Here is a 24,973-nt window from a genome sequence, read left to right on the forward strand (position 1 = left end):
AAGAACATCCAGATGCTGGCTTAATCGTTCACACCGATCAAGGTTCACAATTTACAAGTGGAAATTTTAGATCCTTACTCGCTAAATATCACGCTATTCAGAGTAACAGTCGAAAAGGAAATCCTTATGATAATGCTGTTATGGAATCTTTCTATAGAACAATAAAAAGAGAGCTTATTCAGGATGCAAAATACGAAAGCCCTGAACAAGCTCAAAAAGATATCTTTAAATATATTGAAATGTATTATAACACAAAGCGAATTCATTCTGCTCTTGGGTATATTTCACCTGCACAATTTGAAGAATTAAATTCATAAAATCAACTTAACTTTGTGTCTACTTTTTATTGACAACTCCACAGTTTTATTATTTAAACTGTCTACCTTAAGGGGAGCATATCACTATTAAGCTCCTATGTTACCCTTTACCTATAGATGATTCATTTAAGGAGGTCCACCATGCGAAAGCTAACTTTAATTTTTCTAGTTTCATGCGCTTTAATTACTCTTGCTCTCCCTGTTCTCGCTTCACCTAAATCCGTTCAGTATGAGATCATTTTAAATGAGCAAGACGTAACACCTACTCTGCCTCTTATAGAAGAAAAAGGTAATATCCTTATTCCCCTTAGAGAATTTGCTAGTGCTATGGGTGCTTCTTCTATTACTTGGGATGACTCTCACCATACAGTTACAGTGGTAATAGACGACTTTTTTAAAGCTCATGAATATTTATCTTTTTTAAGCGGCTTACAATCTGCTCAAAATGACTATCCTCTTCCTCCTAGATTACAAAATCTCAATCTACCTGCCTATCCTCTTTATAGCAAGACTCCTCCTATGCTTCACTCAAATCCTATTGGCCTTAATATTGTTTCTGGAGAACTTACCATGCCTTGGTCCGTGTATGACTATGAAGTTCAAAACGGCACCCTTTATATAGGTATAGATTGGCTCAACACCTTATTTCTAGCTCAAATTGAACAAACGCCTACTTCCCTACTTATTACTTATCCTACAAGTGAAGCGCTAGACCAAGATATTGCTGCCTTATCAGAACTTACTATGCCCCTTTCAGCGGAAGAAGCCATAGCACTATGGATTCACGGTCAGCAAAATCGTAATGGTGCTCTTCAATATGCTGCCCTTTCTCCAAAACTTAAAGTAAAAGCCCTTACCTATTTTCATAAACAAGGCTGGGTAACGGGCAGCTCAAGCCCTTCATTAGAACAAGCCGCTGTTGATGATATCTCCTCTCCTGATGACTCTACAGTAATCTATAAAGTTACCTTCAAAGAAAGAAATGGCATTCATGAAAACTCCCAAATCCACCAGACACTTACCATCAAGAAATACACATGTGATGAACAAGACTATTGGTTTATTACAGAAGCTTCTGGTGACTTAGACTACTACAGCGTTCTGTCTGATTAGTCAAGCGCACTGCTACGTTATAAAGTAAACGCTCCAACATAAGTACACTCAGCAAAAATGCTACCATTTTGGGCGGCATTTAAACTATTCTTTAATTGTTTTAGATTTATGGCATTTAGCCGGTAGCTTAGGTGACCAAGGTAGTAAATCTTGGAGAAAGTCTAAGCTTTTTTCATTCATATATTTAGGTATTTCTCCAAGTAGAAATTCAAAGTACTCATAAGGCTTCAGATCATTAGCCTTTACTGTTTCAGCAATGCTGTAGAGGATTGCACTAGACTTTGCACCAGCTACAGTATCTATAAGACGCCAGTTTTTACGCCCTATACAAAAGCCTCGTATCGTTCCTTCCGTTGCACTGTTATCCATAGGAACATTTCCGTTTGTTAGAAATTCACGTAGGTACTTTTCTTGGTTTAAGCAGTAGGTAAAGCCCTTACCTGTTTCAGATTTAGCAGATACTGCATCTTTTTTCGTTTTTACCCACTCAAAGAAGGCCTCAACGAGAGGTGCAATAATTAAATGGCGTTGATGCAGGCGTTCCTCAGCTGAAAGCTTCGCTAGTTCTTTCTCAAGTTTAAAGAGGGATAGCATTGACGTATTTACCATTAAGAATCGCAGCTTCAAGAGAAGACGTAACAATACTATGACGTAATAATCCTTCTGGTATTGGGGCTTTCACAACTGTTTCGTCGCCATCTGCCTTGCTAGTGTAGACTGCAACCTGATGTTCTTCTACTTCAAAGGTTGCTGGATGGAAAGCCAGGCATTTATACACTTCATCCGGTAAGCGTCTCTAAGTGCTACCAAACTTCTCCTGTAGTTCAGTTTCACACAAGGTATGTTCAATGATTTTGATAGGTAGACCAGCTAGATCTTCTTCTCTTTTGCCTTTTGGACGTGGTGAACGCTTTTTAGTTGTAACATTGTTAAGTTCAGGGCACACCTGTTCAAGAGTAGGTTCAACCACATATTTATCAACGATCAATACCTCGTCTTCATTAAAAAGCATCTCAAGCTGACCTTCCCAGTCAACCTTCTCTGTGGAACTTCCAAAACGTTCTTGCTGCTTTTCGCACTGAGTTGTCAAAGATTCAACCAACTGCTGTAAAGAAATGCACATACCAATGATGTCCTTTTTGGTAAGCTTGGTAAGTTGGGTTTCTGTAAACTCCATATTCATAAGTACACCTTCGCACAAACCAGATTTTCTATATACGAAAACAACGGAATTTTTGCAATCTGTGGCCAGGTCACAACATCCTGTTGTTTTAAGTAGCTGCTTATCCACAAGAAAACTACAAGGCTTTCTTAGGATAAACGTTTTGAACAGCTTTTAGTTGATCAATGGCAAGCCCTTCCGTAAGCCATCTGAATTGTGTCGATGTGATTGCTCTTGCTTCCTGCTCTGTACGAGCCCATTGAAATTTACCACTTTCAAGTCTTTTATAAAAAAGTACAAATCCATCGCCCTCCCAAAGAAGTGCTTTGATACAATCTTTTCTTTTACCACAAAAGAGAAATAAGACATTCTGGAAAGGATCAAGTTGAAATTCTTGTTGAAGGATTGCTGTAAGGCCATCAATACCTCTCCTTAAGTCTGTATATCCTGTAGCAACATAAATTTTATCAAGGCCAGAAGCATTATTAAGCATCTTTCAAAACCTTTAATACAGAAGATAATAATCCAGGCTGAACTTCAGGAAAAAGTTCAACGGCTGCATCACCCACCCGAATAACCATTGCTGAGATAAAAGCGTTATTAGATGTACTTTTAAGTATTAGCATTGGAATAGGTACAAAATGAGCTTGATCTTTAGCCAAGGCAGGTAACGATTCACCAGCAAGCGTTCTTAATTTATTTTCCCAGTAGTAGAACTGGTTTTCATTAATATTATTTTGTTTGCACCAGAACTTAACTGTCATGCCACTCTTTCTACATTCTTTAATGATAGGTAACCATTGGGTTAATCGGTATTCTTGTGTAGCTTTTCTAGAGCTCATGAGAAGATCTCCTTCCGAGTTTTTAGAGCTTACTCGAAAAACTCGGAAGAACTAGAAATGGAGTTTTTCGAACTGTTTCTTATTTATGAAGATTATCTCATGAATAATCGCTAAAGAAAATGTACATATGATACTACGTTTACGTTATAAAGGAGCTTTATATATAGAGAGTTTTATTCAAATTTATATTTTTAGACAAAAAAATAGTAAGAACAACTTTCGCTGTTCTTACTACTTTTGCTAAGCGGCGTACTTTTTCTCTTTAAAAACTTCAGTTTTTAACGTTTAAAAAGTGCCTTTCTTAGACTTTGGTCATTTTGGTGTTTCTTCGCTTAGTTTCTGTTTAGATAAATCTACACTTCTCCAAGGGAATCAGCCCCTCCATGATCATTTTATACACTTAATGTAACATATCTTTTTAAGGATGCGCTGCATTCTGTGTATGTTATTATTATATCCGTTTTGATTTTTAATATGTAAAAAACCTAAAATTTATTTTTAAATTATATAGACTTTATAAAGATAATTTCCAAAGGCTCCTGTGGAAGAAGTAATGAACCTGCATCTCTATACCCTAACTTTCTATAAAAATGCTGTGCACCTTCATTAGATAATGTAGAGGTCATCACAAGTTCATAACCTAAACACTTCATTTTCTCCTCCCAAAATAAAGTGAGCACTTTCCCATATCTTTTTCCCCTATAATCCTCTAAGATATAAAGCATATTCATAAAAGGCGTATTATCCCAGAATAAATTATATCTCAGCCACCCAATTAAATGATTATTCTCTTCTATAATTAATATGCGCTCTCTCATCATACTATAGGCAAGTTCATCCGCACTAATATGCTTATCATAGTGCACTAGAATACTTAGATCACTTTTATTCGCTATTCTTATATTCACTTTAGCTCCACCTCTTCTTTCATCATCTTATATCTAGCTCTTTCTTGATCATGCCACAACTTTCACACACTTGTTATCAAAAAAGAATTTCACAAGTTTATTACCATAATTTCTTTAAGGTCTATTGTTCTTCCGTTATTCTCTGCGCAGCATAGATTGGCGCATTGTCTTTCTTTGGGATGACAATAAGGAAAATCATACTAGTAAAGGTAAGCATACCAAGTAAAAAGGCCACCATTCGATAAGGCATCATCTCCCCTAGTATACCCGCTACTAACTGAAAAAAGATTCCACCAATAGCAAAGACGACGCCAAATAAAGCTTGTACTCTTGCACGCATATGAGCTGGCAAATAAGACTGTATAGCTACAGAACGAATAGTCGCACTCATACTTCCTAATGTCCCGCATAAAAAGCGATTCAATAGCATCAGTGGATAAGGCATAAACAGTAAAAAACCATCCATTGTATCATACACACTGTAGACCATTTTGGTAAAGGCATAACGCTTCTTGGGTGCTATTTCCCATTTATACTGTACTGCTCCTCCAATAACACGACCAATCATCTCAGCACTCTTTAAAAACCCTAACATAGTCACAGATAGCCATGGCTGTGTCTGGTAATACGCCTGCGCCATAACTGCTACTCCTTCTGAGGCCCCACTTGTAATACTCATATAGGTATAAATATTCCTAACTCCATGCTCCTTTTTAAGATATATAAAGCCTTCTTTTATATCCGCCACATACCTAAAAAAAGTATATGTTTCAGATGTTGTCTTTTGAGTTTCTCTAATACAAAGCTCTACTAACACTGAAAGTAGGGTAAGCCCTGCTACTAGATAAAATAGTATACTTATAGAAATTTTCTCATAGAGAAAAGTAGCAATAGGCGCCATGCAAATGGTTATAATTGGATAAATTGTCCCACTTACTGCAAAACCTTTTTGCTCAAATCCTACAGGAATCAAATCTGGGTACCACGCCGAAAAGCTCAGCCTATAAAATACAGAAATGGTTCCTACAACGAATACAAATAATATGTAAATACCATAATTAAATCCATATTGCCCCGCCCATGCTCCAATTGCTACATATAAAAGTGCCATGAGTACATCCAGTCCTACAATCCATTTTTTCTTAGTCCCCCTATCGATAACGGGTGCTACCAATATAGGTAAGATCACATCCGGTAGCATACCACATATTAATAAAAGTGCTGCAAGAAAAGTGGACTGTGTTTCCTCAAAAACAAGTAAGCTAAGTGGCAAATTCATCGCTTCTCCACCAATTGCAGATAATATGGTTGCCACTGTAATACACGAAAAATCCTTTGTCCATAACGTTTCTTTTTTATTTCTCATTCTTTACCCCTTATACTTTTATTTCTTCTTAATAAAAGCATACGATACGATTTGCGCAAAATCCAATACTATTTTCTGAGAAATTTAGAGGCAAATTTCCTACTTTAACTTACATCACAACTACTTTTGAAGAAATTTCTTTTTGGAATACTAAAGCTTTCTTGTATTTTTTTTGTGCACTATAAGCTTCTATTATTTGTTCCCTATAAAAATAGAGATAACCAAAATGTCTTTCTTCTTTAATCACTTTTTGAAGCCTTTCTAGTATCTCCAAATAAGCTGGATCCTTCAGATAATCTTTCTTTTGTTCCATCACAGCTTCCTCATACATGACTGAATAGACCTTGGCATCCTCTCCCTCATTCATATAATCTTTCATTTTTTCTAAGTAAATTTGTGCTTCTTCCACATGACCTGTTCGAATATGTACAAGTGCTTTTTTCTGACATAGCATAAAGGTTTCTACAGTCACTTTATCTAGATAATCCAGTGCTTTTTGATAGTCTTTTGTCGTTACAAAGACAGAACCCATATTATAATAAACACTCTCAAGTTCCTTATCTTCTATCCAATTTGTATTTTGTAAAAGTCTAAGGCCTCTTTCATAATATTCCATCATAAATTCATCTAAATCTAAAACAGCATAAGCATGTCCTTGCATCAAAAAAGTAGCTGCTAATATATAAGTATTGCCTTCTTCTATGGCAAGTTCTCTACAAATCTTAGCTCTTCTATTTATTTCAGCATAACGTCCAAGCTGCAACAGTGCTATCATAATATTATAATAACTTGCACTTGTCCCCAAAAGCTTATAGGCTTTTTCATAAGCCTCTAATAACTCCTCCCAAGACCTATCCGTAGGTGTAAGTAGGTAAAATATTCCTAACTGCTCATCTGTCATACAGCCTTCGCAACTTTTCACCATTTCATAAACAGCTTCTCCCTGCATACCACAAATTAACCTATAATCCAAACCTAATGGACTATACTTAAGCCTATCTTCTAATTGCTTTAATCCTTCAAAAGCAGTTCTTGGAAGGTTATAATGAACTTGCTCATAATACTGTTTTATAAGTATACTTGCTTCTTCTAATAGCTGCGCATCCTGACAATAATCTATACCTAACTGTTTAAATAATTTTTTAATGATTGCTTCATCTGCTCTGACTTGCCCCTTTTCAATCTTACACAAATAACTCGTGACACAAATACCATAACAAATTTCCTTTTGTCCCTTTCCTTGTCTCACCCGTTCCATCCTAAGTAAATTTCCAACAAAGTTCCCTGTCACACTTTTCTCTCCTATTTGACCTATCTATTATTTTCATATATCTAAAAACTTCTTGAATTATAACATATTATCTTGCTTCAGGAGGTCTATTATCATTTTCTTTTCAACAGTTTTACTTTCTTGCTCCACTTCTCCATAAAATTTCTCAAAGAGACTATCTTTCCAAAGATTGAGCGCTATTTTCTTGATTTGAAAAATAAACTTTAAATTTAAAGAACTTATAATATGATTCACCTCACCTAGGAAAAGGGAGGTTTTTTTATAAAATAAAAAGAGTAATAGATCTTAAATCTTTAGCCAAAGACTTATCCTATTACTCTTTTTATTCCTGTAGCTTATAATTACTTTTCAGTAATTACATATTTATAATATATACTTACAAATTAAAGAATACGAATTTTAATACCGAAAACACCTGATGAAAGACAAATATTCAAAATCAAGAAAGTGATTCCTACTATAAGTGAAGCTAATTCAATAGCATATCCAACTTTATCTTTAAAAATTTTGCGTAAGATTTTATAAATCATAATCCCAAGGAATCCACCTAATCCATTTAAAATAATATCGTCAATATCAGTAGCACCTACTTTAAATACGTACTGCAAGATTTCAACTGCCATACTAATAAGGACGACCCATAAAGTGTTAAGACATATCCTTTTATTATGATTGAAGAACATTAAATAGATACCTAATGGTATAAATAAAACAATATTACCTAATACATTAATGAATGACAAAAAGCCACCATAAGATAAGTAATCTGTTATAGTACGGAACGGTATAAGACTTACAGATTGAAACGACCTCGCTTTTAAAAATAAAAATGCAAATAAAATAAGAATATAAACTCCCAATACTATCATTAACACAGTATGGTTGTGTTTTATTTTCTTACTTTCATTAATATTCATAGTGTATACTCCAAATTCTAATTTATCTATTTATAAAATATCTCTCTATTCTATCATAACCTCTTATAAGACATCAATAATTGTGTCGAACAGTTTACTTAAGCTAATCTCTCTATCTCGACATATAATTCCCAGGAAATACTTTATTCCTCTTCTTTTTCAAACTAACTCCTACCACTCCCCTTTCTTATCGGATATACCATAAGGTCTTAACGATTAGGTGGGGTACTTTGTCTAGCCTTATCCTGTTAGAAATGTACAAAAAAAGAAGACTGCTTTTTAAGCAGTCTCCTCTTTCTTATTTATTTAAGCTGAGGCGTACAAGTGCTTTACGAAGGGCAACTTGTGCTCTTGCCACATCATAATCTGCATTTGAAACTCTTCCTTCTGCACGTTCTTTTGCTGCCTGTGCACGTGCAAAGTCGATTTCATTTTCAAGTTCTGCTGCATCTGTAAGCACCACAACTTTATCTTCTGTTACCTCTGCAAAACCACTCATCGTTGTTACGTTGTAAGTTTTGCCTTCTACTTTGTAGCGAAGTACGCCATAGCTTAATAGCGTAACGACTGGTTCGTGGTCGTAGTACACACCCATATCGCCTTCTGCTGTACGAAGTACAACTGAATCTACTTCTGAATCCAACACTGAACGGGTCGGTGTAATAATTTGAAGGCGTAATTTATTTTTTGCCATAGCTATCACCTACAATGTTTTTGCTTTTTCTACTGCTTCTTCAATAGAACCAACCATTAAGAATGCATTTTCTGGAAGGTCATCATGTTTACCTTCAAGAATTTCTTTGAAGCCACGGATAGTTTCTTTAATTGGTACATATTTACCAGGGCTACCTGTAAAGACTTCTGCTACGAAGAATGGTTGTGAAAGGAATTTCTGAACACGACGAGCACGGTTTACAACTACTCTATCTTCTTCAGAAAGTTCATCCATACCTAAGATAGCGATGATATCTTGAAGTTCTTTGTATCTTTGAAGAATAGCTTGAACGCCACGAGCTACTTCGTAGTGATCTTCACCTACGATTTGTGGGTCAAGGATACGTGATGTAGATTCAAGTGGGTCTACTGCTGGGTAGATACCTTGTTCTACTTGTGCACGTGAAAGTACTGTTTTCGCATCAAGATGGGCGAAAGTAGTAGCTGGAGCTGGGTCAGTTAAGTCATCGGCTGGAACGTAAACCGCTTGAACAGATGTGATTGACCCTGTGTTTGTTGATGTAATACGTTCTTGAAGTGCACCCATTTCAGTTGCAAGTGTTGGTTGGTAACCAACGGCACTTGGAGTACGTCCAAGAAGGGCAGATACCTCAGAACCAGCTTGAACAAGACGGAAGATGTTATCTACGAACAGAAGTACGTCTTGTCCTGATTGGTCACGGAAGTATTCAGCCATAGTAAGACCAGTAAGTGCAACACGCATTCTGGCACCAGGTGGCTCGTTCATTTGTCCGAACACCATTGTTGTTTTTGAGATAACGCCTGAATCTGTCATCTCATGGAAAAGGTCATTACCTTCTCTAGTACGCTCACCTACACCTGCGAATACAGAGAAACCACCATGCTCTGTAGCAATGTTACGGATAAGCTCTTGAATGAGTACAGTTTTACCTACACCGGCACCACCGAATAAACCAATTTTACCACCTTTAAGGTATGGACAAAGAAGGTCAACTACTTTAATCCCTGTTTCAAGAATTTCTGATTCTGTAGCTAATTCTTCAAATGTAGGTGCTGCTCTATGAATAGGCCATTTTTCTACATCTGGATTTTCTTTACCATCTACTGCATCTCCTGTTACGTTAAAGATACGTCCAAGTGTTGCTGTACCTACTGGTACACTAATTGGTGCACCTGTGTCAACTGCTTCTATTCCACGCACTAAACCATCTGTTGCAGACATAGCAATACATCTTACAACATCATCACCAAGATGTTGAGCAACTTCTACTACAAGTTTTTCTCCATTTTCTCTTGTGATTTCAATAGCGTTGTAAAGTGCAGGAAGGTTATTTGGCGTAAATTTTATATCTAAAACAGGACCGATAATTTGAACAACATGTCCTATGTTTTGTGCCATTAACTCTTCACTCCTTTTAATTTAATTACTTAAGGGCTCCAGCTCCAGCTACGATTTCAGTTAATTCTTGTGTAATCGCTGCTTGACGTGCTCTATTAGATTCGATTTCAAGTTTTGCAATCATTTCGTTTGCATTTTCTGTAGCAGAATCCATAGCTGTCATTCTGGCACCTTGTTCACTTGCACTAGACTCTACAAGTCCTCCGAAGATAACATCTGTTACATAACGAGGCATGAGATAATCTAATACAGCTTCTGGAGAAGGATCATAGATTAATAAATCTTTTGGTCCTTCTGTTTCTGGTTCTTCAATTTCTGATATATCTACTGGTAAAAGACGAATCATAGTAGGCTCTTGTTGGATAGTAGATTTAAATGCTGTATAAGCTAAATAAACTTCTCCAACTTCACCTTTATTAAATAAATCAATAACATAATGTGCAATCTCTTTTGCATCATTGTAAGTAGGGTCAGCAGAAATACCTGTGATTTCTTTTTGGATATCAAAATGTCTTGCTCTGAAGAACTCTCTTGATTTTTTACCTACTGTAATAAGACGAGCTTCGTCTTTATTTGTTATATGATTCATTACTAATTTACCAACGTTGGCATTGTAACCACCAGCAAGACCTCTATCTGCTGCTAAAATAACATAACCTTTATTACTTGACCCATTCTGTTTAAGAAGTGGTGAGTTAAGGTTTTCTGAGTTTTTAGCAATAGATTTAATAACCTTTTGTACTTCAGTAAAGAACGGTCTTGATTTAAGAGCCGATTCTTTAGCTTTAGTAAGCTTAGCTGTTGCTACAAGGTTCATGGCATTAGTAATTTGTTTGGTGCTGCTTACGCTTTTAATTCGTCCTTTGATAGCTTGTAAAGACGCCATTTACCGCACCTCTTCTTTCTAAATTATTCAGCTTTAAAGCTAGCTTTAAATTCACTAATAACTTTTTTAAGTTTTTCATCTAGTTCGTTTGTAATACCAGCTTTGCCTGTTACTTCAGTAAGAAGTTCTGGGTATTTAGTGTTTACTGTTTCAAGAAGTTCTTTCTCGAATTGTTTTACTGCTGATACTGGAATATCAAGAAGATATTTTCTTGTAGCTGCAAAGAGTACGATTACTTGCTCTGCTACACTCATTGGCTTGTACTGTGGTTGTTTTAAAACTTCCATAATACGTTCACCTTGTGCTAATGCATTTTGAGTAGCTGCATCAAGGTCTGAACCGAACTGAGCGAATGCTGCAAGAGAACGGTACTGAGCAAGTTCCACACGGACTGGACCTGCGATTTGTTTCATCGCTTTAATTTGAGCTGCACCACCAACACGTGATACTGAAAGACCTGGGTTAACCGCTGGTCTTACACCTGCGTTGAAAAGTTCAGTTTCAAGGAAAATCTGACCATCTGTGATAGAAATTACGTTTGTTGGGATGTATGCTGAAATATCCCCAGCTTGTGTTTCAATGATTGGAAGAGCAGTCATAGAACCGCCGCCTCTTTCATCTGAAAGTTTAGCTGCTCTCTCAAGAAGTCTTGAGTGAAGGTAGAATACGTCCCCTGGATAAGCCTCACGACCTGGTGGTCTATGAAGAAGTAATGCCATTGTACGGTAAGCAACAGCGTGTTTAGATAAATCATCATAAATGATAAGTACATCTCCACCGTTTTCCATCCATTCTTCACCAATAGCAGCACCTGCATAAGGAGCAAGGTATTGAAGTGGTGATGAATCACTTGCTGTTGAGGCTACTACTGTTGTGTAGCTCATTGCATCATGTTTCTCAAGTGTTTTAACAAGTTGAGCAATTGTTGATGCTTTTTGTCCGATTGCAACGTAGATACATTTTACATTTTGACCTTTTTGGTTAATGATTGTATCGATAGCAATTGCAGTTTTACCTGTTTGACGGTCTCCGATAATAAGCTCACGTTGTCCACGTCCGATTGGAACCATGGCATCGATAGCTTTTTCACCTGTTTGAAGTGGTGTATCTACTGATTTTCTTTCGATAACCCCTGGAGCAATACGCTCTACAGGACGGAAATTTGTAGTATTGATTGGGCCTTTACCATCGATAGGTTGGCCAAGAGGGTTAACAACACGTCCGCAAAGTGCGTCACCAACTGGAACTTCTACTACACGTCCTGTTGATTTAACGTCGCTACCTTCTTTAATATGTTGGTCTGAACCTAAAAGAACAACCCCAATGTTGTCTTCTTCTAAGTTAAGAACCATTCCGTATACGCCGCCAGTGAATTCAAGAAGTTCCCCTGCCATTGCTTTTTCGAGTCCGTGTACACGAGCGATACCGTCCCCTACTGTAATAACAGTTCCTACTTCTGATACTTCAAGGCGTGTTTTATAGTTATTAATTTGACTTTTAATAACGCTGCTGATTTCCTCTGGTCTAAGGTTCATTAAATCATTACACCCCTTTTATTATGCAAGTCGCAAACTATTAAGCTCAGCTTTAAGTGCATCCATTTGACCTTTGATGCTACCATCTACCACTTTATCACCAACACGTACGATAAGACCTCCAATAATAGAAGCATCTATTTGCTCTTCTATAACGACTGTTTTACCTGTATTGTTTTCAATATGTGCTTTAATTTGCGCTAATTGCTGATTTGTTAATGGCTTAGCTGAAATAACAGTTGCCTTTAAAACTCCTGCTGCTTCTTCTGCCATAGAAATAAATTTTTCAAGAATACGTACAAGATACTCAGTTCTTGCTTTTTTAATAACAAGAGCTATAAGACCTACAAACTCTTCAGATACTTGACCTGCAAAAGCTTTCTCTACAAGCTCAATTTTTTGTTCCTCTGTAATACTTGGATGACTAAGTAATTTAAGGTAATCTGCTTCATCAGCAAGTACTTTAAGAATCATCCTAGCCTCTTCTTCAAATTTAAGCATTGCTCCTTTTTCAAAAGCAATATCAAAGAGGGCAGTAGCATAGCGGTTTACGATTATCTCAGCCACTGTACATCCCCCATCTCTTTAATCATTTCATCTACTAATTCATTTTGTTTATTTTCATCCATAGAAGCTGCTACAAACTTGCTTGCCATAAGGCTAGCTACTTCGATCATTTCAGCTTTCATTTCAGCTTGTACACGCTCTTTTTCAAGTTCGATATCTTTAAATGCTTTAGTTTTAATGACTTCGGCTTCTTCTCTAGCTGCTCTGATGATTTCTTCTTCACGTGCTAGAGCTTTAGCTCTGGCTTCTTTTAATATTTCGTTTGCTTCAGCCTCAATGTTAGTAAGTTTTGCCTGATAATCCTTTTTAAGACCTTCTGCATCTTTTTTAGCATTTGTTGCATCATTAACTTCAGCAGCAATCATCGCTTGACGTTTTTCTAAAAATTCACTTACTGGCTTAAATAATAATTTAGCAAGAATAAAGATAATTAAGCCTAACGCGAGAAGCTGTACAAACCATTCCCATCCTGTTTGCATGGAGAATTCAATAATTTTTGAGCTCAAAGGGAAAGTCCCTCCTTTCTATAGTCTTTATAGCGCCTTTTATTTAATTAACCAATTAAGTTCATGTATGTTGAGATAAGTGGGTTAGCAAATAAAAGAATGATAGCTACGATAAGACCATAGATACCTGTTGTTTCAGCTACGGCTGCACCAAGTAACATTGTACGTACTACGTCTGATTGTGCTTCTGGTTGACGACCTACTGCTTCTGCACCTTTACCAGCTGCATAACCTTGTCCAATACCAGGTCCAATACCTGCGATCATTGCAAGACCAGCACCAATTGCTGAACATGCTAAAATTAAAGCTCTTCCATCGATTTGGTTTTCCATTTTAAATTCCTCCTTATATTCCTATGCGAATAAGTTTACAAATAATAATAGTAATGCAATAATAAGTGCGTAAATACCTGTTGTTTGAGCAACTGCTTGACCAAGAAGCATGGTTCTTACTATAGCACTTTGAAGCTTAGGTCTTTTACCTACTGCTTCCGCAGCCTTACCAGCTGCATAACCTTGTCCAATACCAGGTCCAATACCTGCAATCATTGCAAAACCTGCACCAATTGCTGATGCTGCAAGAACGATTGCTATACCGCCTTTGTTAATAAGCGGATTGGCAAATAACATGATAATGGCAATAACAAGTGAGAAAATCCCTGATGTTTCAGCAACAGCAGCTCCAAGTAACATAACAAGTGTTGCTGGTTTACCACCATCTTTAGGATTTTTACCCATAGCCTCTGCCGCTTTACCAGCTGCAAAGCCCTGACCAATACCTGGTCCAATACCTGCGATCATCGCAAGTCCTGCACCAATCGCGGAGAAGGCTAAAACAAGGGCTACAGGGTCTACATTTGCCATCCATCCAAAAAGGAAATCTGCGTATCCCGTCATTTCTTTCACCTCTTCTTTTAGTCTTCCATTGCGCTAGATACAAATGTCATGCTTAGCATAACGAAAATCAGTGTTTGTAATGCCCCTGCAAATACGTCGAAGTATGAATGCAGTACTGAAGGCAATCCAAGTTGTGCCCACCATGGCATCATGGCATAGTAAAGTCCCATGATGATTGTTCCACCTAAGATATTACCAAATAAACGGAAACTTAATGAAATTGGGTTAGCAAGTTCACCAATAATGTTAAGTGGTAATAAGAATGGCATTGGCTCTAAGAAACCTTTTAAGTATCTTGTTCCTCTTGCTCTTAAACCATACCACTGAATCATAAAGAATGTGGTTAAAGATAAGGCAAAAGTAGTCGCAATGTCCGCAGTAGGTGGTCTTAGTCCAATTAATCCTGTAAGGTTACATAGCAGGATGAATAAAAACATAGGACCATAGAATGAACTGAATCTTGCATTTTTTTCACCCATTGTACTAATTGTAAAGCTATTAATAGTGTCTACTAAAAACTCAATGATAATTTGAAATTTACTATCTGGTATCATTTTAAAGTTTTTAAGTTTATAACGTACAATAAGTCCAAAAATTGTAAGTACAGCCATTACCAGAAATGTATTAATATGCGTAGTTGTGAGACCAAAAGATTGTCCATTATATTCAAAGAATGTGACTACCTGATGAATCCCAAAATCTAAATTTTGCTCCACCTACCCACTCTCCTTTCCATATAAATTTCTATGCTAAAGAGCTAATGCTCTTGTTGCCTCATTTACTTTAGGCCTAATTGTACATAGGCTCCTACTTTCATGGAGACTAATCCAAAAAATACACCTAAAAGACTTACATCCTTATTAAGGGCTGCTACTAAAAGGACAATACCTGTCAGTACATAACGAAGCATATACTGTCTTTGTGTATATCCCTTTGCTTTAGCTTCCGAAAGATTAACTGCCTTTGTAAAAGTATTTTCCATAAGTTTAAGTTTAAGAAGGGCTATAAGAAGACCTAAAACAATACCTAAAGTCCAGCTTAAAGCATCTGTTACCATAAACAATCCTATTCCATATACAACTAACGAAAAAGCTACCATTGTACATTGCATTGCATAATTTTTCATAAATGCTTTATTCATTTTTCTTCCCTTTCTTAGCTTCCTTACCTACAATGTAAAATAAATTTCTAAAGGCACTTCCTACTCCTAGCAAAATAAAAATCACTAGAAATAGTGGTGCTTTACCAGTTACTTTATCTAAAAAATTCCCTATAAATACGCATAGAAAAATAGGAATGATCATAGATAGACCAACTTGTTCTACAAGAGCTAAAGCACTTATCCATCCCTTACTCTTCATCTATTCACCTACTTCTATGCATTATAAATATAATCTTGTGGTCTTTCTTTACCTTCTTTAAAGTAAGAAAGAATAGCTTCTACAATACGTACAGAAGCATGTCCATCTCCAAATGGATTTTTAGCTTGTGCCATTTGCTTATAAACGACTTCATCCGTAAGGAGTTCTTTTGTAAGGTTGTAAATGGTTTCTTTTTGTACACCAGCAAGTTTAAGTGTACCAGCTTCAACACCTTCAGGTCTTTCGGTTACATTACGAAGTACAAGTACAGGTTTCCCCATAGAAGGTACCTCTTCTTGCAGACCGCCTGAATCTGTAAGCACAAGATATGAACGGTTCATCAAGTTATGCATATCTTTAAGATCGAGCGGTTCAATAAGATGGACATTACATGTGTCTCCTAATATTTCGTAGACTACATCTCTTACAACTGGATTTTTATGCACTGCATAAACAACTTCTACATCATCAAATTCCTCTGCAATAGCTTTTACAGCTTCACAAATTTGACGAAGTGGCTCTCCTTGATTCTCTCTTCTATGAGCTGTCATTGTAATGACGCGTTTATTTTTATAGTCAATGTTATTGAGCAAATCTACTGTAAAGTGATAATCCTCTTCAATAGTTGTTTTAAGTGCATCAATAACGGTATTCCCTGTTACATAAATAGCCTGCTCATCTACTGCTTCTTTTAATAAGTTCTTTTTAGCTTGTGGTGTAGGAGAAAAATGAAGTGTTGAAAGCGCACCAGCTAACTTTCTGTTCATTTCTTCTGGAAATGGCTCGTATATATTGTATGTACGAAGCCCTGCTTCTACATGTCCTACAGGAATTTGTTTGTAAAAAGCTGCAAGCGCTGTTACAAATGTTGTAGATGTATCCCCATGTACCAAAACGATATCTGGTTTAGCTTCTTCTAACACACTTTCCATTCCTTCTAGTACACGTGTTGTAATACCTGTTAACGTCTGGCGATCCTTCATAATGTTAAGATCATAATCAGGTACAATGTTAAAAATTTCTAATACTTGATCGAGCATTTCTCTGTGTTGTGCTGTTACACAAACTAAATTTTCAATTTCGCTGTTTTTCTCTAGTTCTTTTACAAGTGGTGCCATTTTAATAGCTTCTGGTCTTGTGCCAAACACGCTCATAACGCGAATTTTATCTCTTATCATTTCTACGCTCCTATTATCCTCTTTTATCATTTGATATCAGATTTAGTGTGTTTATTATACCTTAATATTATGTATATCCTATAAAAATAAGCTTTTTATCCTACTTACTTTACCACTATAGTTGTACAATTGTAAATGCTCTAAGTATATTTTGCATAATATCGAATTTTACAAAAAATTTAAGACAGAGATAAATCTCTGTCTTAAATACTACGCAAATCTATTTTAGAACAACATTAATATCCTTTTATTTCTTGCTTAGTAGCTCTTTTATCCAAGCCTTTTTCCCTCAATTTCCCTGCTATCTACATTTCAAAATATGTTTTAGCAATTCTTACTGTTTCCATTGCATCTTTGGCATAAAAATCTGCCTGAACGAACTGAGCTAATTCCTCAGTCAAAACGGCGCCTCCAACAACAACCTTACATTCTGGCACCTCTTCCTTTAAGCATGTAATAGTCTCTGCCATGCTTGTAACTGTTGTTGTCATAAGTGCACTAAGTCCTACTAATTTTACATTATGTTTTCTTACTGCCTCTAAGACTTCTTCATATGACACATCTTTACCTAAATCGATAACCTCAAAGCCATAGTTTTGCATAATGACTTTCACGATATTTTTACCAATATCATGAATATCACCTTTTACGGTTGCCAGTATGACTTTAGGTCCTTTGCTAGGATTCTCTGTTCCCTTATTCATCAGCGCCAACTTTAAGACTTCAAAACTACTTTGAGCAGCTTCAGCTGATTTAATAAGCTGTGGAAGGTAAAGAATCTCCTTCTCATAATCTTCTCCTACCTTATTCAGTGCTGGCACAATATACTCTTCTACAACTTCTAAAGGCTCATGGTCTTTTAATAACACTTCTGTTAATTGCTTGGCTTCTTTTTTAAGTCCCTTAATAATAGCTTCCTCTAAAGTATGCTCTTGCACACTTACTGTCGCATTATTTGCCTCCTGCTGTTTACCACTAAAGTACTCAATATACGCTTTAGACTCTTTATCATGGCCTGCTAATACACGGTAAGCCATAATAGCTTCTAACATCTGGGTATTTTTCGGATTAAGAATAGGTGCATCTAATCCCTGCATAAGTGCCATAGTCAGCATGGCTTCATTTAGTACACTTCTTTGTGGTAAACCAAAGGATACATTGCTCACACCTAGAATAGTCTTAACACCAAGTTCTTCTTTAACTAGTTTTACAGCTTTAAGTGTCTCAATAACTAAGTCCTGCTGAGCGGAAGCCGTTACAACCAGGCAGTCGATAAAGATATCTTCCCTCGGTATGCCATACCCCTCGGCAGCTTCTACAATACGTCTTGCTACCTCTAGTCTTTCCTCCGCACTTTCAGGAATACCTTTTTCATCAAGTGTAAGGCCTAGTACTGCTGCTCCATATTTCTTCGCAATAGGTAGTATAGTCTCTAAACTTTCCTTCTTACCATTAACGGAGTTGATAAGTGGTTTACCATTATAAATACGTGCCCCACTTTCTAAAGCAGCTACATTTGAAGAGTCGATTTGAAGTGGTAAGTCAATGACACCCTGTATTTGTTTAATAGCTTTAGTAAGCATAGCCACTTCGTCAATATCAGGAAGTCCCATATTCACATCTAAAATATGTGCACCTTCTTCCTTCTGTTCAAGCGCTAATCTTAAAACATAATCCATATTGTCATCTCGAAGTGCTTGCTGTAAAAGTTTCTTACCTGTTGGATTAAGTCTTTCCCCTATTACGCGTACATCATCAAAAAATACAGCCGTTTGACTGCTACAGATGCCACATAACTTTTTAGGTGTTAGTGGTTTTACCTCTATAGATTCTACCTTTTCTACAACTTGTCTGATGTATTCAGGGTTTGTACCACAGCATCCTCCAAGGATATGAACGCCTATTTCTGCAAAGTAAGCCATACAGTCTGCAAACTCTTCTGGTGTAATGTCATACTGAGCTTTACCCTCTATCATGGTTGGCAATCCTGCATTGGGCTGTACAAGCACTGGAATAGACGCAAGGGATACAATTTTCTCTACAATTGGTTTTAATTCCTTTGGTCCTAAGCTACAGTTTACTCCTAGTGCATCTACCCCTAAAGCCTCTAAGGTTAAAATCATAGATTCAATACTTGTCCCAAAGAAGGTACGCCCATTAGCTTCAAAAGTCATGGTACAGTAAATAGGAAGTTTTGTATTTTCCTTAGCTGCAAGTACGCCTGCCTTTAATTCATAAAGATCTGTAAATGTCTCAAAAAGTATAAGGTCTGCTCCTGCCTTTTCACCAGCTACAACTTGTTCTTTAAAAACTTCATAAGCTTCTTCAAATCTTACATCCCCTACTGGTTCTATTAGCTTACCGGTCGAACCAATGTCGAGCACTACTTTTCCACGCCCTACTTTTGAGACAGCACTTTTCGCTAATGCAACTGCCTTAGTAATGACCTGTTCTACTGTGTATTTTGTTTCATTAATTTTATAAGCGTTGGCACCAAATGTATTAGTCGTTACATAATCTGCACCCGCTTCTAAATAAGATAAATGTACACTCTCTATAAGCTGGCTATGTGTAAAGTTAAAAAGCTCTGGAATTTCCCCAAGCTTTAAACCTTTGCCTTGAAGCACAGTTCCCATAGCACCATCAAAAAATCTAGCTCCCACACTTTTCACCTCTTCTTCTATATGCACATACGCCTTGAATTAAACACTCGCCACAGCCCTTTTGCCTATCTTCTTTTATAGAAGAAAGTCCGATAAAAGCTGTAACGGATTTAATAGGAAGGAGCATGCCTGCTTTAGTTGTTGTTAAACCTATTTTGCGCGCTGTATCTAATACCCTCAGTAACTCTGGTTGTACATTAAGGGGTACATCTCCATAACCAGGACTATAACGCATGGTTAAATACCTATCTTCTGATAAGCTTTCCATAATTTCACGCTCTACTTGGTCACAAGCAGATTCAATAAGCACATTAGCACAAGCATTAAAAAGTAAAGCCTTTAACATATCAGTCTGCTGAATGGCACTGATTTTCTTATCTACTTGCGTACCTAATGTAGCTGCTAATACATATACTTCATCACAATTTTTAAGTACTCTAGATAAATCTGATGTCATGATTTGAAGTGATGTATCTTTAAGGCCTATTTGCTGCGCTTCTTTTTCAAGAGCAAATTTTTGATACGTATATCTTATATCGGCAATGTCTTTAAGCTCTTTATAAGTAGCTTGAATCTGCATCTTAATTTCATCATCCGCTTTCGCATAAGGTACATTAATATATCTGAGTACTTCTTTTATAATAATTTTATCGTGCATACTTTAAGCCCTCTTTGTTCTTACAGCGTAATTAATTCCCCTTATATTTTCCATAATACGTTTTGCAATATCTGCTTGATTCATGGTATAAAGGTGAATACCATCTACACCTGAGGCTAATAAATCTATAATTTGCATGGTGGCATAAGCAATACCTGCTTCCTTCAGCGCTTGTGCATTATGATTATAGGCTTTAATTAAATTCTGTATAGATGCTGGAATACTAGCTCCGCAAAGTGTTACCATACGTTCAAGCTGTTTTCCCGATGTAATAGGCATGATTCCTGCCACAATTGGTGTATGTATGCCCTGACTTCTCACGTTTTCTCTCCATTTATAGAAAGCGTCATTGTCAAAGAAAAGCTGACTAATAAGTAGCTCAGCTCCGCAGTCTACTTTATATTGAAGATGTTTAATATCTTCTTCTAAAGTGAGTGCTTCAATATGTTTTTCTGGATAGCAGGCCGCTGCTACATCAAAGCTATCTCTTTGCTTAATATATTTAATAAGGTCACTGGCATAACTAAAATCCCCTAAGCTGCTTCCTTCTGGTAAGTCACCTCTTAATGCCAGTATATTATGAACACCCTCTCTTTCTAACTCATCTAGAATTTGGTCCATACTTTCCTTACTTCCACCGACACAAGTTAAATGTGCAAGTGGTGTAATATTATATTGATTTTTAAGCAAAGATGCAATCTGAACTGTTTTACCTTGAGTACTTCCACCTGCACCATAAGTCACACTAATGAAGTCTGGTGACAAAGGTGCAAGTGCATCGATAGTACTGTAAATACTTTCTATAGATGTAGTCTGTTTTGGTGGAAAAATTTCAAAAGATATGATTGGTTTACTTTCATTAAATAATGTACTGATTTTCAAGCTGAATCTCCCCTTACTTATTATTTTATTTTTTGAATACAGATACGAACTTATTCCCCTCTATATAGAAACGCCACTCTTTATCTCTGTATTCCTCAGCATAATCAATATTAATACGTTTATCTCTTACAATATTTAAAGGTGTATCCCCTTCCTCAACATAAAGCTGTCCCTTCTTTGTAACAGGCAATGCATTAAGCGTCTTATCAATATGAAGCGCTTGGCATAGTTTACCTGGCCCATTCGTTAGATCTTGTACTTTTTTAGATTTAATATGCCTATAGGTTCTACAAAATGCTAGCGCTTCTTCATCTAATGGTTCTACTGCTCTTATTAGTACACAATGTGGTATATCCTTATAGTTCGCTATAATGTTAAGGCAGTTATACATTCCATAAATAAGATAAACGTAGGTAATTCCCCCATCTTCAAAAATAGGCATGGTTCTTGGTGTACGTTTTCCTCCGTAAGAGTGTGCCCCCTTATCCTCTGGTCCTAAATAAGCTTCTGTCTCTACAATTCTAAAACGTGCTACCCTTCCCTCTATCTCTCTTACTAATACCTTACCTAATAAATCCCTAGCTACCTTTAGCCCATCTCTCAAATAAAATTTCTGTTCAATAATTTTAGTCACTTAGATGCTCCCTTCGTTTTCTAGCTCTACTAATTTGCTTCATATCTTGATATAAAGCATTTATTTCAGCGCCTAATAATACTAAAATACAGCTTGTATAAAGCCAAATGAGTAAAATAAAGACACTCCCTAAGCTTCCATACATCTGATTATATCTACTGAATCTATCTACATATAATGAGAATAAATAAGAAAAAGCATACCAACCCATACTTGCAAAAATGGTGCCAGGCCACACATTCCCATCTCTTAAATGCCTACGCGGAATAAACTTATAGATCATATAAAGTCCCATAAGTAGTCCTACTACAGGTAGAGTAAGTCTCACAATATCCCATAGCAACTTATATCCCTCTCCTTGGATGTGAAAAGTGGTAATGACATATTCTCCTATACGATTCCCAAATACTAATAGAATAATAAGCCCTGCAATCAGTACAGCTAAAACAACGGTATAAAGCATAGAAAAGATTTTTCTCACCCAGAAACTTCTACCATCTACGCCACTATAAGCCTTATGAATACCTCTTATTATTACATTAACTGCTGCCGAAGCAGACCAAATGGCAGCAATAGCACTAAAAGACAGTAAAGTTGCACTGCGGTACTCTATAAGCTGATTAATCGTTTGCTCAATAAATGGCATAACTGCTCCAGGCACAACCTCTGATAAGTACACCATAAACTCACTCTGAGCAATATTGGTATAAGTTAAAATGGAAATGATCATCATTAAAAAAGGAAAAAATGCCAATATCCAATAGTATGTGCTTTGTGCACTGCGTGCTGCAATATCGTGCCCGATAAACCTTTTCTTTAGCCTCATAATATAATCAATAAAAAATTTAATGGATTCCAATTAAATGCCCACCTTTATGTAGAATTTCTCCTTTTCAGTATATCTCACTCATTTAAGGAGTATACTTATTTTTTGAAATCTTTCATTTACTATATCACAATTTATACCTCGGTTAAATATTTTAAATTAATAAAGTGAGTAATAGTCCCCTGTATTCCCTATATTATAGAAAAGTAAAATTTTCTCTAATATAAAAAAAGACATGAGTCTACACTCATGTCTTACGCACTTTATTTATTTTGAAGCTCTTTTGCTTTACGTTTCATCTTGTTCATAAAACCTTCTTTTTTAGGAACTGGAAGTTTACCTGAAACAACATTAACAAGCATGATTCCAGCGACTTCTGCTTTAATTTGTTTTTTTACAGGTACTGTATTGTACACGATTTCATCACACATAAGTGTAACAATTTGAGGACCAGCTTTTGCAATAACAACTGGCATCTTTCTTTTACGTTGCATCTTTGGTACTTGGTCTTTTACCTGTTTAGGAAGCTTGAGGTTCTCTAGCTTGTCCTTTTTCTTATCTATAATGAATAAAGGTACAACTTGTTTATGCTGATTAACGAGTTGTTGTTGCTCATCATATCTTTTTTGTAATTTTTTACCCCAAAAATAAAGTCCGACTCCGATTGCCGCGATCACTACGACCCATATTAATACGATCTGCCAGGTTTCCACCTTAATACCTCCTTAGTACGACTAAATATGTAAAATAGTATAGCATATAACGGAATATACCACAATATCAATAAGATATTATCACATTTGAAAGGTGTGCATACATGCTTATTTTACTTGTATTATTGTCGCTTATTATTGATTTAACTTGTATTGGTTATATTATTTTTATTGAACATAAAGATGTAACAACCACCTGGGCTTGGGTAATGGTTATGCTCTTCATTCCTATTGTGGGTTTTATTCTTTACCTTTTCTTTGGGCAAAGCATGAAAAGGCGTAAGATGTTCAATCAGAAAGAAGAATCTGACCGCTATATGCATCTTCTGCATACACAGATTTACAAGGATTCTTGCAGTTCTTGCACATTAGGTACTTGCCCAGCCTGCTATGATTATAACCTCTTAAACCTTCATCTGATAGGCCATGAAACAGTTTATACGTGTGACAATAGTCTTACCTTATTCACGGATGGGAAGGCTAAGTTTAGCGATCTGTTTGAGAGTATTAAAGCAGCCCACTCTTATATTCACTTAGAATATTATATTATCCATGATGATGAAATAGGACAACTCTTTAGCGAATGTCTTATTCAAAAAGCTCAAGAAGGTGTAGAGATTTCTCTCCTTTATGATGGTATGGGATGTCTTAAAACACACTCGGCTTACTTTAAAAAATTAGAGAATGCTGGCATTAAAATTATTTGTTTTGCACCACCTTTTAAACCTTTTATCAACTTACGTTTCAATTATCGTAACCATCGTAAACTCTGTACTATCGATGATAAGATTGCCTATTTAGGTGGCTTTAATGTAGGTGATGAGTATTTAGGTAAAAATAAGAAAATGGGTTACTGGCGTGATACACACTTAAAGATTGAAGGAAGTGGTGCCATTTTAGCCAACCTCCAGTTTCTTTTAGACTGGCGCTTTGCTTCCCATGAAACGCACCTTCTAGAACACTATAAGATTCCTCAACTTACACCACTTTGCTATAGTACTGGCGCTGTTGTTCAACTTGTATCTGGCGGACCTGACTCTAAACATTCTAGTATTCTAAATGGTTATATTGGGATGATTGCTGGCGCCCGCAAAAGTATTTGGATTCAAACCCCTTACTTTATTCCTAATGAAGCACTCCTAACTACGCTTAAAATCGCTGCCTTATCAGGTTTAGATGTACGCATTATGTTCCCTAACAAACCCGACCATGCCTTTGTCTATTGGGCTACCTATTCCTATATTGGGGAGCTTATCGATTGCGGTGCCCGCGCCTATACTTATGATAAGGGCTTCTTACATTCTAAGACTATTATCGTAGATGAAGCCCTCTCCTCTGTGGGCACAGCTAACTTTGATATGCGTAGCTTTAAACTAAATTTTGAAATGAATGCTTTTATATATGATAAAAGCTTCGCCAAAGAACTTAGCGAAGCCTTTATACACGACCTAGACGACTCTTCTGAGCTTACTCTAGAAAGATATAATAACCGCTCACGTCTCATTCGCTTTAAAGAATCTGTATCCAGATTATTTTCTCCTATCCTGTAATCCGATAGAAAGGTATCGTAGGAGTGTAGTGAATCCCCTTCCCAGCTACCTGAAAGGAGGGAGGCTACTACACCCCGAAAGCAGCTAGCGAGGTACGCTTAGAGTGT

30 protein-coding genes and 1 pseudogene are annotated in these 24,973 nt (G+C 36.5%); 3 read left to right on the forward strand and 28 right to left on the reverse strand.

Translation table 11 applies throughout. The features are described 5' to 3' along the window. On the forward strand, nucleotides 1-317 hold a 317-nt coding region (locus H8718_RS03955), incomplete at its 5' end, for an IS3 family transposase (RefSeq protein WP_249331694.1). A gap of 141 nt (nucleotides 318-458) precedes the next feature. After that, on the forward strand, nucleotides 459-1,430 hold the full coding sequence (locus H8718_RS03960) for a copper amine oxidase N-terminal domain-containing protein (RefSeq protein ID WP_249331697.1): 972 nt from the start codon (nucleotides 459-461) through the stop codon (nucleotides 1,428-1,430). A gap of 84 nt (nucleotides 1,431-1,514) precedes the next feature. On the opposite strand, the gene H8718_RS20755 is transcribed toward H8718_RS03960, so the two are convergent. The 28 genes and pseudogenes from H8718_RS20755 to H8718_RS04090 form a co-directional block, all read right to left on the reverse strand. Beyond that, on the reverse strand, nucleotides 1,515-2,039 hold the full coding sequence (locus tag H8718_RS20755) for an IS66 family transposase (protein WP_330597578.1): 525 nt from the start codon (nucleotides 2,037-2,039) through the stop codon (nucleotides 1,515-1,517). Next, nucleotides 2,008-2,208 carry a hypothetical protein gene (locus tag H8718_RS20760; RefSeq protein ID WP_330597579.1) on the reverse strand — a complete coding sequence of 67 codons (201 nt, stop codon included), beginning with the start codon at nucleotides 2,206-2,208 and terminating at the stop codon, nucleotides 2,008-2,010. The genes H8718_RS20755 and H8718_RS20760 overlap by 32 nt, the downstream gene beginning before the upstream one ends. An 18-nt stretch (nucleotides 2,209-2,226) precedes the next feature. Continuing rightward, entirely contained in the window at nucleotides 2,227-2,721 is a 495-nt protein-coding gene (locus H8718_RS20765) for a transposase (RefSeq protein ID WP_330597580.1), read from the reverse strand. A gap of 7 nt (nucleotides 2,722-2,728) precedes the next feature. Next, a complete protein-coding gene (gene tnpB, locus H8718_RS03970) occupies nucleotides 2,729-3,085 on the reverse strand; it encodes an IS66 family insertion sequence element accessory protein TnpB (RefSeq protein ID WP_249331699.1) in 357 nt (118 codons plus the stop codon). Beyond that, on the reverse strand, nucleotides 3,078-3,434 hold the full coding sequence (gene tnpA / locus H8718_RS03975) for an IS66 family insertion sequence element accessory protein TnpA (RefSeq protein WP_249331702.1): 357 nt from the start codon (nucleotides 3,432-3,434) through the stop codon (nucleotides 3,078-3,080). The genes tnpB and tnpA overlap by 8 nt, the downstream gene beginning before the upstream one ends. 503 nt (nucleotides 3,435-3,937) lie before the next feature. Beyond that, nucleotides 3,938-4,342 (reverse strand): GNAT family N-acetyltransferase, encoded by a 405-nt coding sequence (locus H8718_RS03980; protein ID WP_249331705.1) that lies wholly within the window; start codon nucleotides 4,340-4,342, stop codon nucleotides 3,938-3,940. A 121-nt stretch (nucleotides 4,343-4,463) separates the two neighbouring features. Then, nucleotides 4,464-5,708, reverse strand: coding sequence for an MFS transporter (locus H8718_RS03985; RefSeq protein WP_249331708.1), 1,245 nt, complete (start codon nucleotides 5,706-5,708; stop codon nucleotides 4,464-4,466). Nucleotides 5,709-5,817: 109 nt separating this feature from the next. Beyond that, a complete protein-coding gene (locus H8718_RS03990) occupies nucleotides 5,818-6,957 on the reverse strand; it encodes a tetratricopeptide repeat protein (protein WP_249331710.1) in 1,140 nt (379 codons plus the stop codon). A 425-nt stretch (nucleotides 6,958-7,382) separates the two neighbouring features. Next, a complete protein-coding gene (locus tag H8718_RS03995) occupies nucleotides 7,383-7,916 on the reverse strand; it encodes a VanZ family protein (protein ID WP_249331711.1) in 534 nt (177 codons plus the stop codon). A 298-nt stretch (nucleotides 7,917-8,214) separates the two neighbouring features. Then, entirely contained in the window at nucleotides 8,215-8,610 is a 396-nt protein-coding gene (locus H8718_RS04000) for a F0F1 ATP synthase subunit epsilon (protein ID WP_249331714.1), read from the reverse strand. Between the two features lie 9 nt (nucleotides 8,611-8,619). Further along, nucleotides 8,620-10,011 carry a F0F1 ATP synthase subunit beta gene (gene atpD, locus H8718_RS04005; protein WP_177670638.1) on the reverse strand — a complete coding sequence of 464 codons (1,392 nt, stop codon included), beginning with the start codon at nucleotides 10,009-10,011 and terminating at the stop codon, nucleotides 8,620-8,622. Between the two features lie 25 nt (nucleotides 10,012-10,036). Next, nucleotides 10,037-10,897 carry an ATP synthase F1 subunit gamma gene (gene atpG / locus H8718_RS04010; RefSeq protein WP_177670636.1) on the reverse strand — a complete coding sequence of 287 codons (861 nt, stop codon included), beginning with the start codon at nucleotides 10,895-10,897 and terminating at the stop codon, nucleotides 10,037-10,039. A gap of 23 nt (nucleotides 10,898-10,920) precedes the next feature. After that, on the reverse strand, nucleotides 10,921-12,432 hold the full coding sequence (atpA, locus tag H8718_RS04015; protein WP_249331716.1) for a F0F1 ATP synthase subunit alpha: 1,512 nt from the start codon (nucleotides 12,430-12,432) through the stop codon (nucleotides 10,921-10,923). A gap of 21 nt (nucleotides 12,433-12,453) precedes the next feature. Beyond that, nucleotides 12,454-12,999 carry a F0F1 ATP synthase subunit delta gene (locus H8718_RS04020; protein ID WP_177670632.1) on the reverse strand — a complete coding sequence of 182 codons (546 nt, stop codon included), beginning with the start codon at nucleotides 12,997-12,999 and terminating at the stop codon, nucleotides 12,454-12,456. Continuing rightward, a complete protein-coding gene (gene atpF / locus H8718_RS04025; protein WP_177670630.1) occupies nucleotides 12,987-13,505 on the reverse strand; it encodes a F0F1 ATP synthase subunit B in 519 nt (172 codons plus the stop codon). Before atpF ends, H8718_RS04020 begins: the two co-directional genes overlap by 13 nt. A 47-nt stretch (nucleotides 13,506-13,552) precedes the next feature. After that, nucleotides 13,553-13,837 (reverse strand): ATP synthase F0 subunit C, encoded by a 285-nt coding sequence (gene atpE, locus H8718_RS04030; protein ID WP_177670628.1) that lies wholly within the window; start codon nucleotides 13,835-13,837, stop codon nucleotides 13,553-13,555. A 21-nt stretch (nucleotides 13,838-13,858) separates the two neighbouring features. Continuing rightward, nucleotides 13,859-14,113, reverse strand: a complete 255-nt coding sequence (atpE, locus tag H8718_RS20930; RefSeq protein ID WP_334299074.1) for an ATP synthase F0 subunit C — start codon at nucleotides 14,111-14,113, stop codon at nucleotides 13,859-13,861. Continuing rightward, a pseudogene (locus tag H8718_RS20935) lies at nucleotides 14,105-14,368 on the reverse strand (ATP synthase Fo subunit C); the annotation flags it as partial. The pseudogene H8718_RS20935 and the gene atpE (H8718_RS20930), both read right to left, overlap by 9 nt. Before the next feature lie 50 nt (nucleotides 14,369-14,418). Beyond that, nucleotides 14,419-15,117 (reverse strand): F0F1 ATP synthase subunit A, encoded by a 699-nt coding sequence (atpB, locus tag H8718_RS04045; protein WP_177670624.1) that lies wholly within the window; start codon nucleotides 15,115-15,117, stop codon nucleotides 14,419-14,421. 62 nt (nucleotides 15,118-15,179) lie between these two features. Then, on the reverse strand, nucleotides 15,180-15,542 hold the full coding sequence (locus H8718_RS04050; protein WP_249331718.1) for an ATP synthase subunit I: 363 nt from the start codon (nucleotides 15,540-15,542) through the stop codon (nucleotides 15,180-15,182). Further along, a complete protein-coding gene (locus H8718_RS04055) occupies nucleotides 15,535-15,762 on the reverse strand; it encodes an AtpZ/AtpI family protein (RefSeq protein ID WP_177670620.1) in 228 nt (75 codons plus the stop codon). The genes H8718_RS04050 and H8718_RS04055 overlap by 8 nt, the downstream gene beginning before the upstream one ends. 14 nt (nucleotides 15,763-15,776) lie before the next feature. After that, a complete protein-coding gene (wecB, locus tag H8718_RS04060; protein WP_249331719.1) occupies nucleotides 15,777-16,940 on the reverse strand; it encodes a non-hydrolyzing UDP-N-acetylglucosamine 2-epimerase in 1,164 nt (387 codons plus the stop codon). A gap of 305 nt (nucleotides 16,941-17,245) precedes the next feature. Then, complete coding sequence (locus H8718_RS04065) at nucleotides 17,246-19,603, reverse strand: homocysteine S-methyltransferase family protein (protein WP_330597581.1); 2,358 nt, start codon at nucleotides 19,601-19,603, stop codon at nucleotides 17,246-17,248. Beyond that, entirely contained in the window at nucleotides 19,593-20,261 is a 669-nt protein-coding gene (locus tag H8718_RS04070; protein WP_249331723.1) for a vitamin B12 dependent-methionine synthase activation domain-containing protein, read from the reverse strand. The genes H8718_RS04065 and H8718_RS04070 overlap by 11 nt, the downstream gene beginning before the upstream one ends. A 3-nt stretch (nucleotides 20,262-20,264) precedes the next feature. Beyond that, complete coding sequence (gene metF, locus H8718_RS04075) at nucleotides 20,265-21,143, reverse strand: methylenetetrahydrofolate reductase [NAD(P)H] (protein WP_177670612.1); 879 nt, start codon at nucleotides 21,141-21,143, stop codon at nucleotides 20,265-20,267. Between the two features lie 25 nt (nucleotides 21,144-21,168). Continuing rightward, nucleotides 21,169-21,777 (reverse strand): DNA-3-methyladenine glycosylase, encoded by a 609-nt coding sequence (locus H8718_RS04080; protein WP_249331725.1) that lies wholly within the window; start codon nucleotides 21,775-21,777, stop codon nucleotides 21,169-21,171. Further along, nucleotides 21,770-22,636, reverse strand: coding sequence for a YihY/virulence factor BrkB family protein (locus H8718_RS04085; RefSeq protein WP_177670610.1), 867 nt, complete (start codon nucleotides 22,634-22,636; stop codon nucleotides 21,770-21,772). The genes H8718_RS04080 and H8718_RS04085 overlap by 8 nt, the downstream gene beginning before the upstream one ends. A gap of 230 nt (nucleotides 22,637-22,866) precedes the next feature. Then, on the reverse strand, nucleotides 22,867-23,316 hold the full coding sequence (locus tag H8718_RS04090; RefSeq protein WP_249331728.1) for a hypothetical protein: 450 nt from the start codon (nucleotides 23,314-23,316) through the stop codon (nucleotides 22,867-22,869). A gap of 104 nt (nucleotides 23,317-23,420) precedes the next feature. On the opposite strand from H8718_RS04090, the gene cls reads away from it, so the two are divergent. Further along, a complete protein-coding gene (cls, locus tag H8718_RS04095; RefSeq protein WP_249331731.1) occupies nucleotides 23,421-24,866 on the forward strand; it encodes a cardiolipin synthase in 1,446 nt (481 codons plus the stop codon). Nucleotides 24,867-24,973 lie beyond the last annotated feature (107 nt).

Origin of the sequence: Zhenhengia yiwuensis (assembly GCF_014384995.1) — a bacterium.
GTDB classification, from domain to species: Bacteria; Bacillota; Clostridia; order Lachnospirales; family Cellulosilyticaceae; genus Zhenhengia; species Zhenhengia yiwuensis.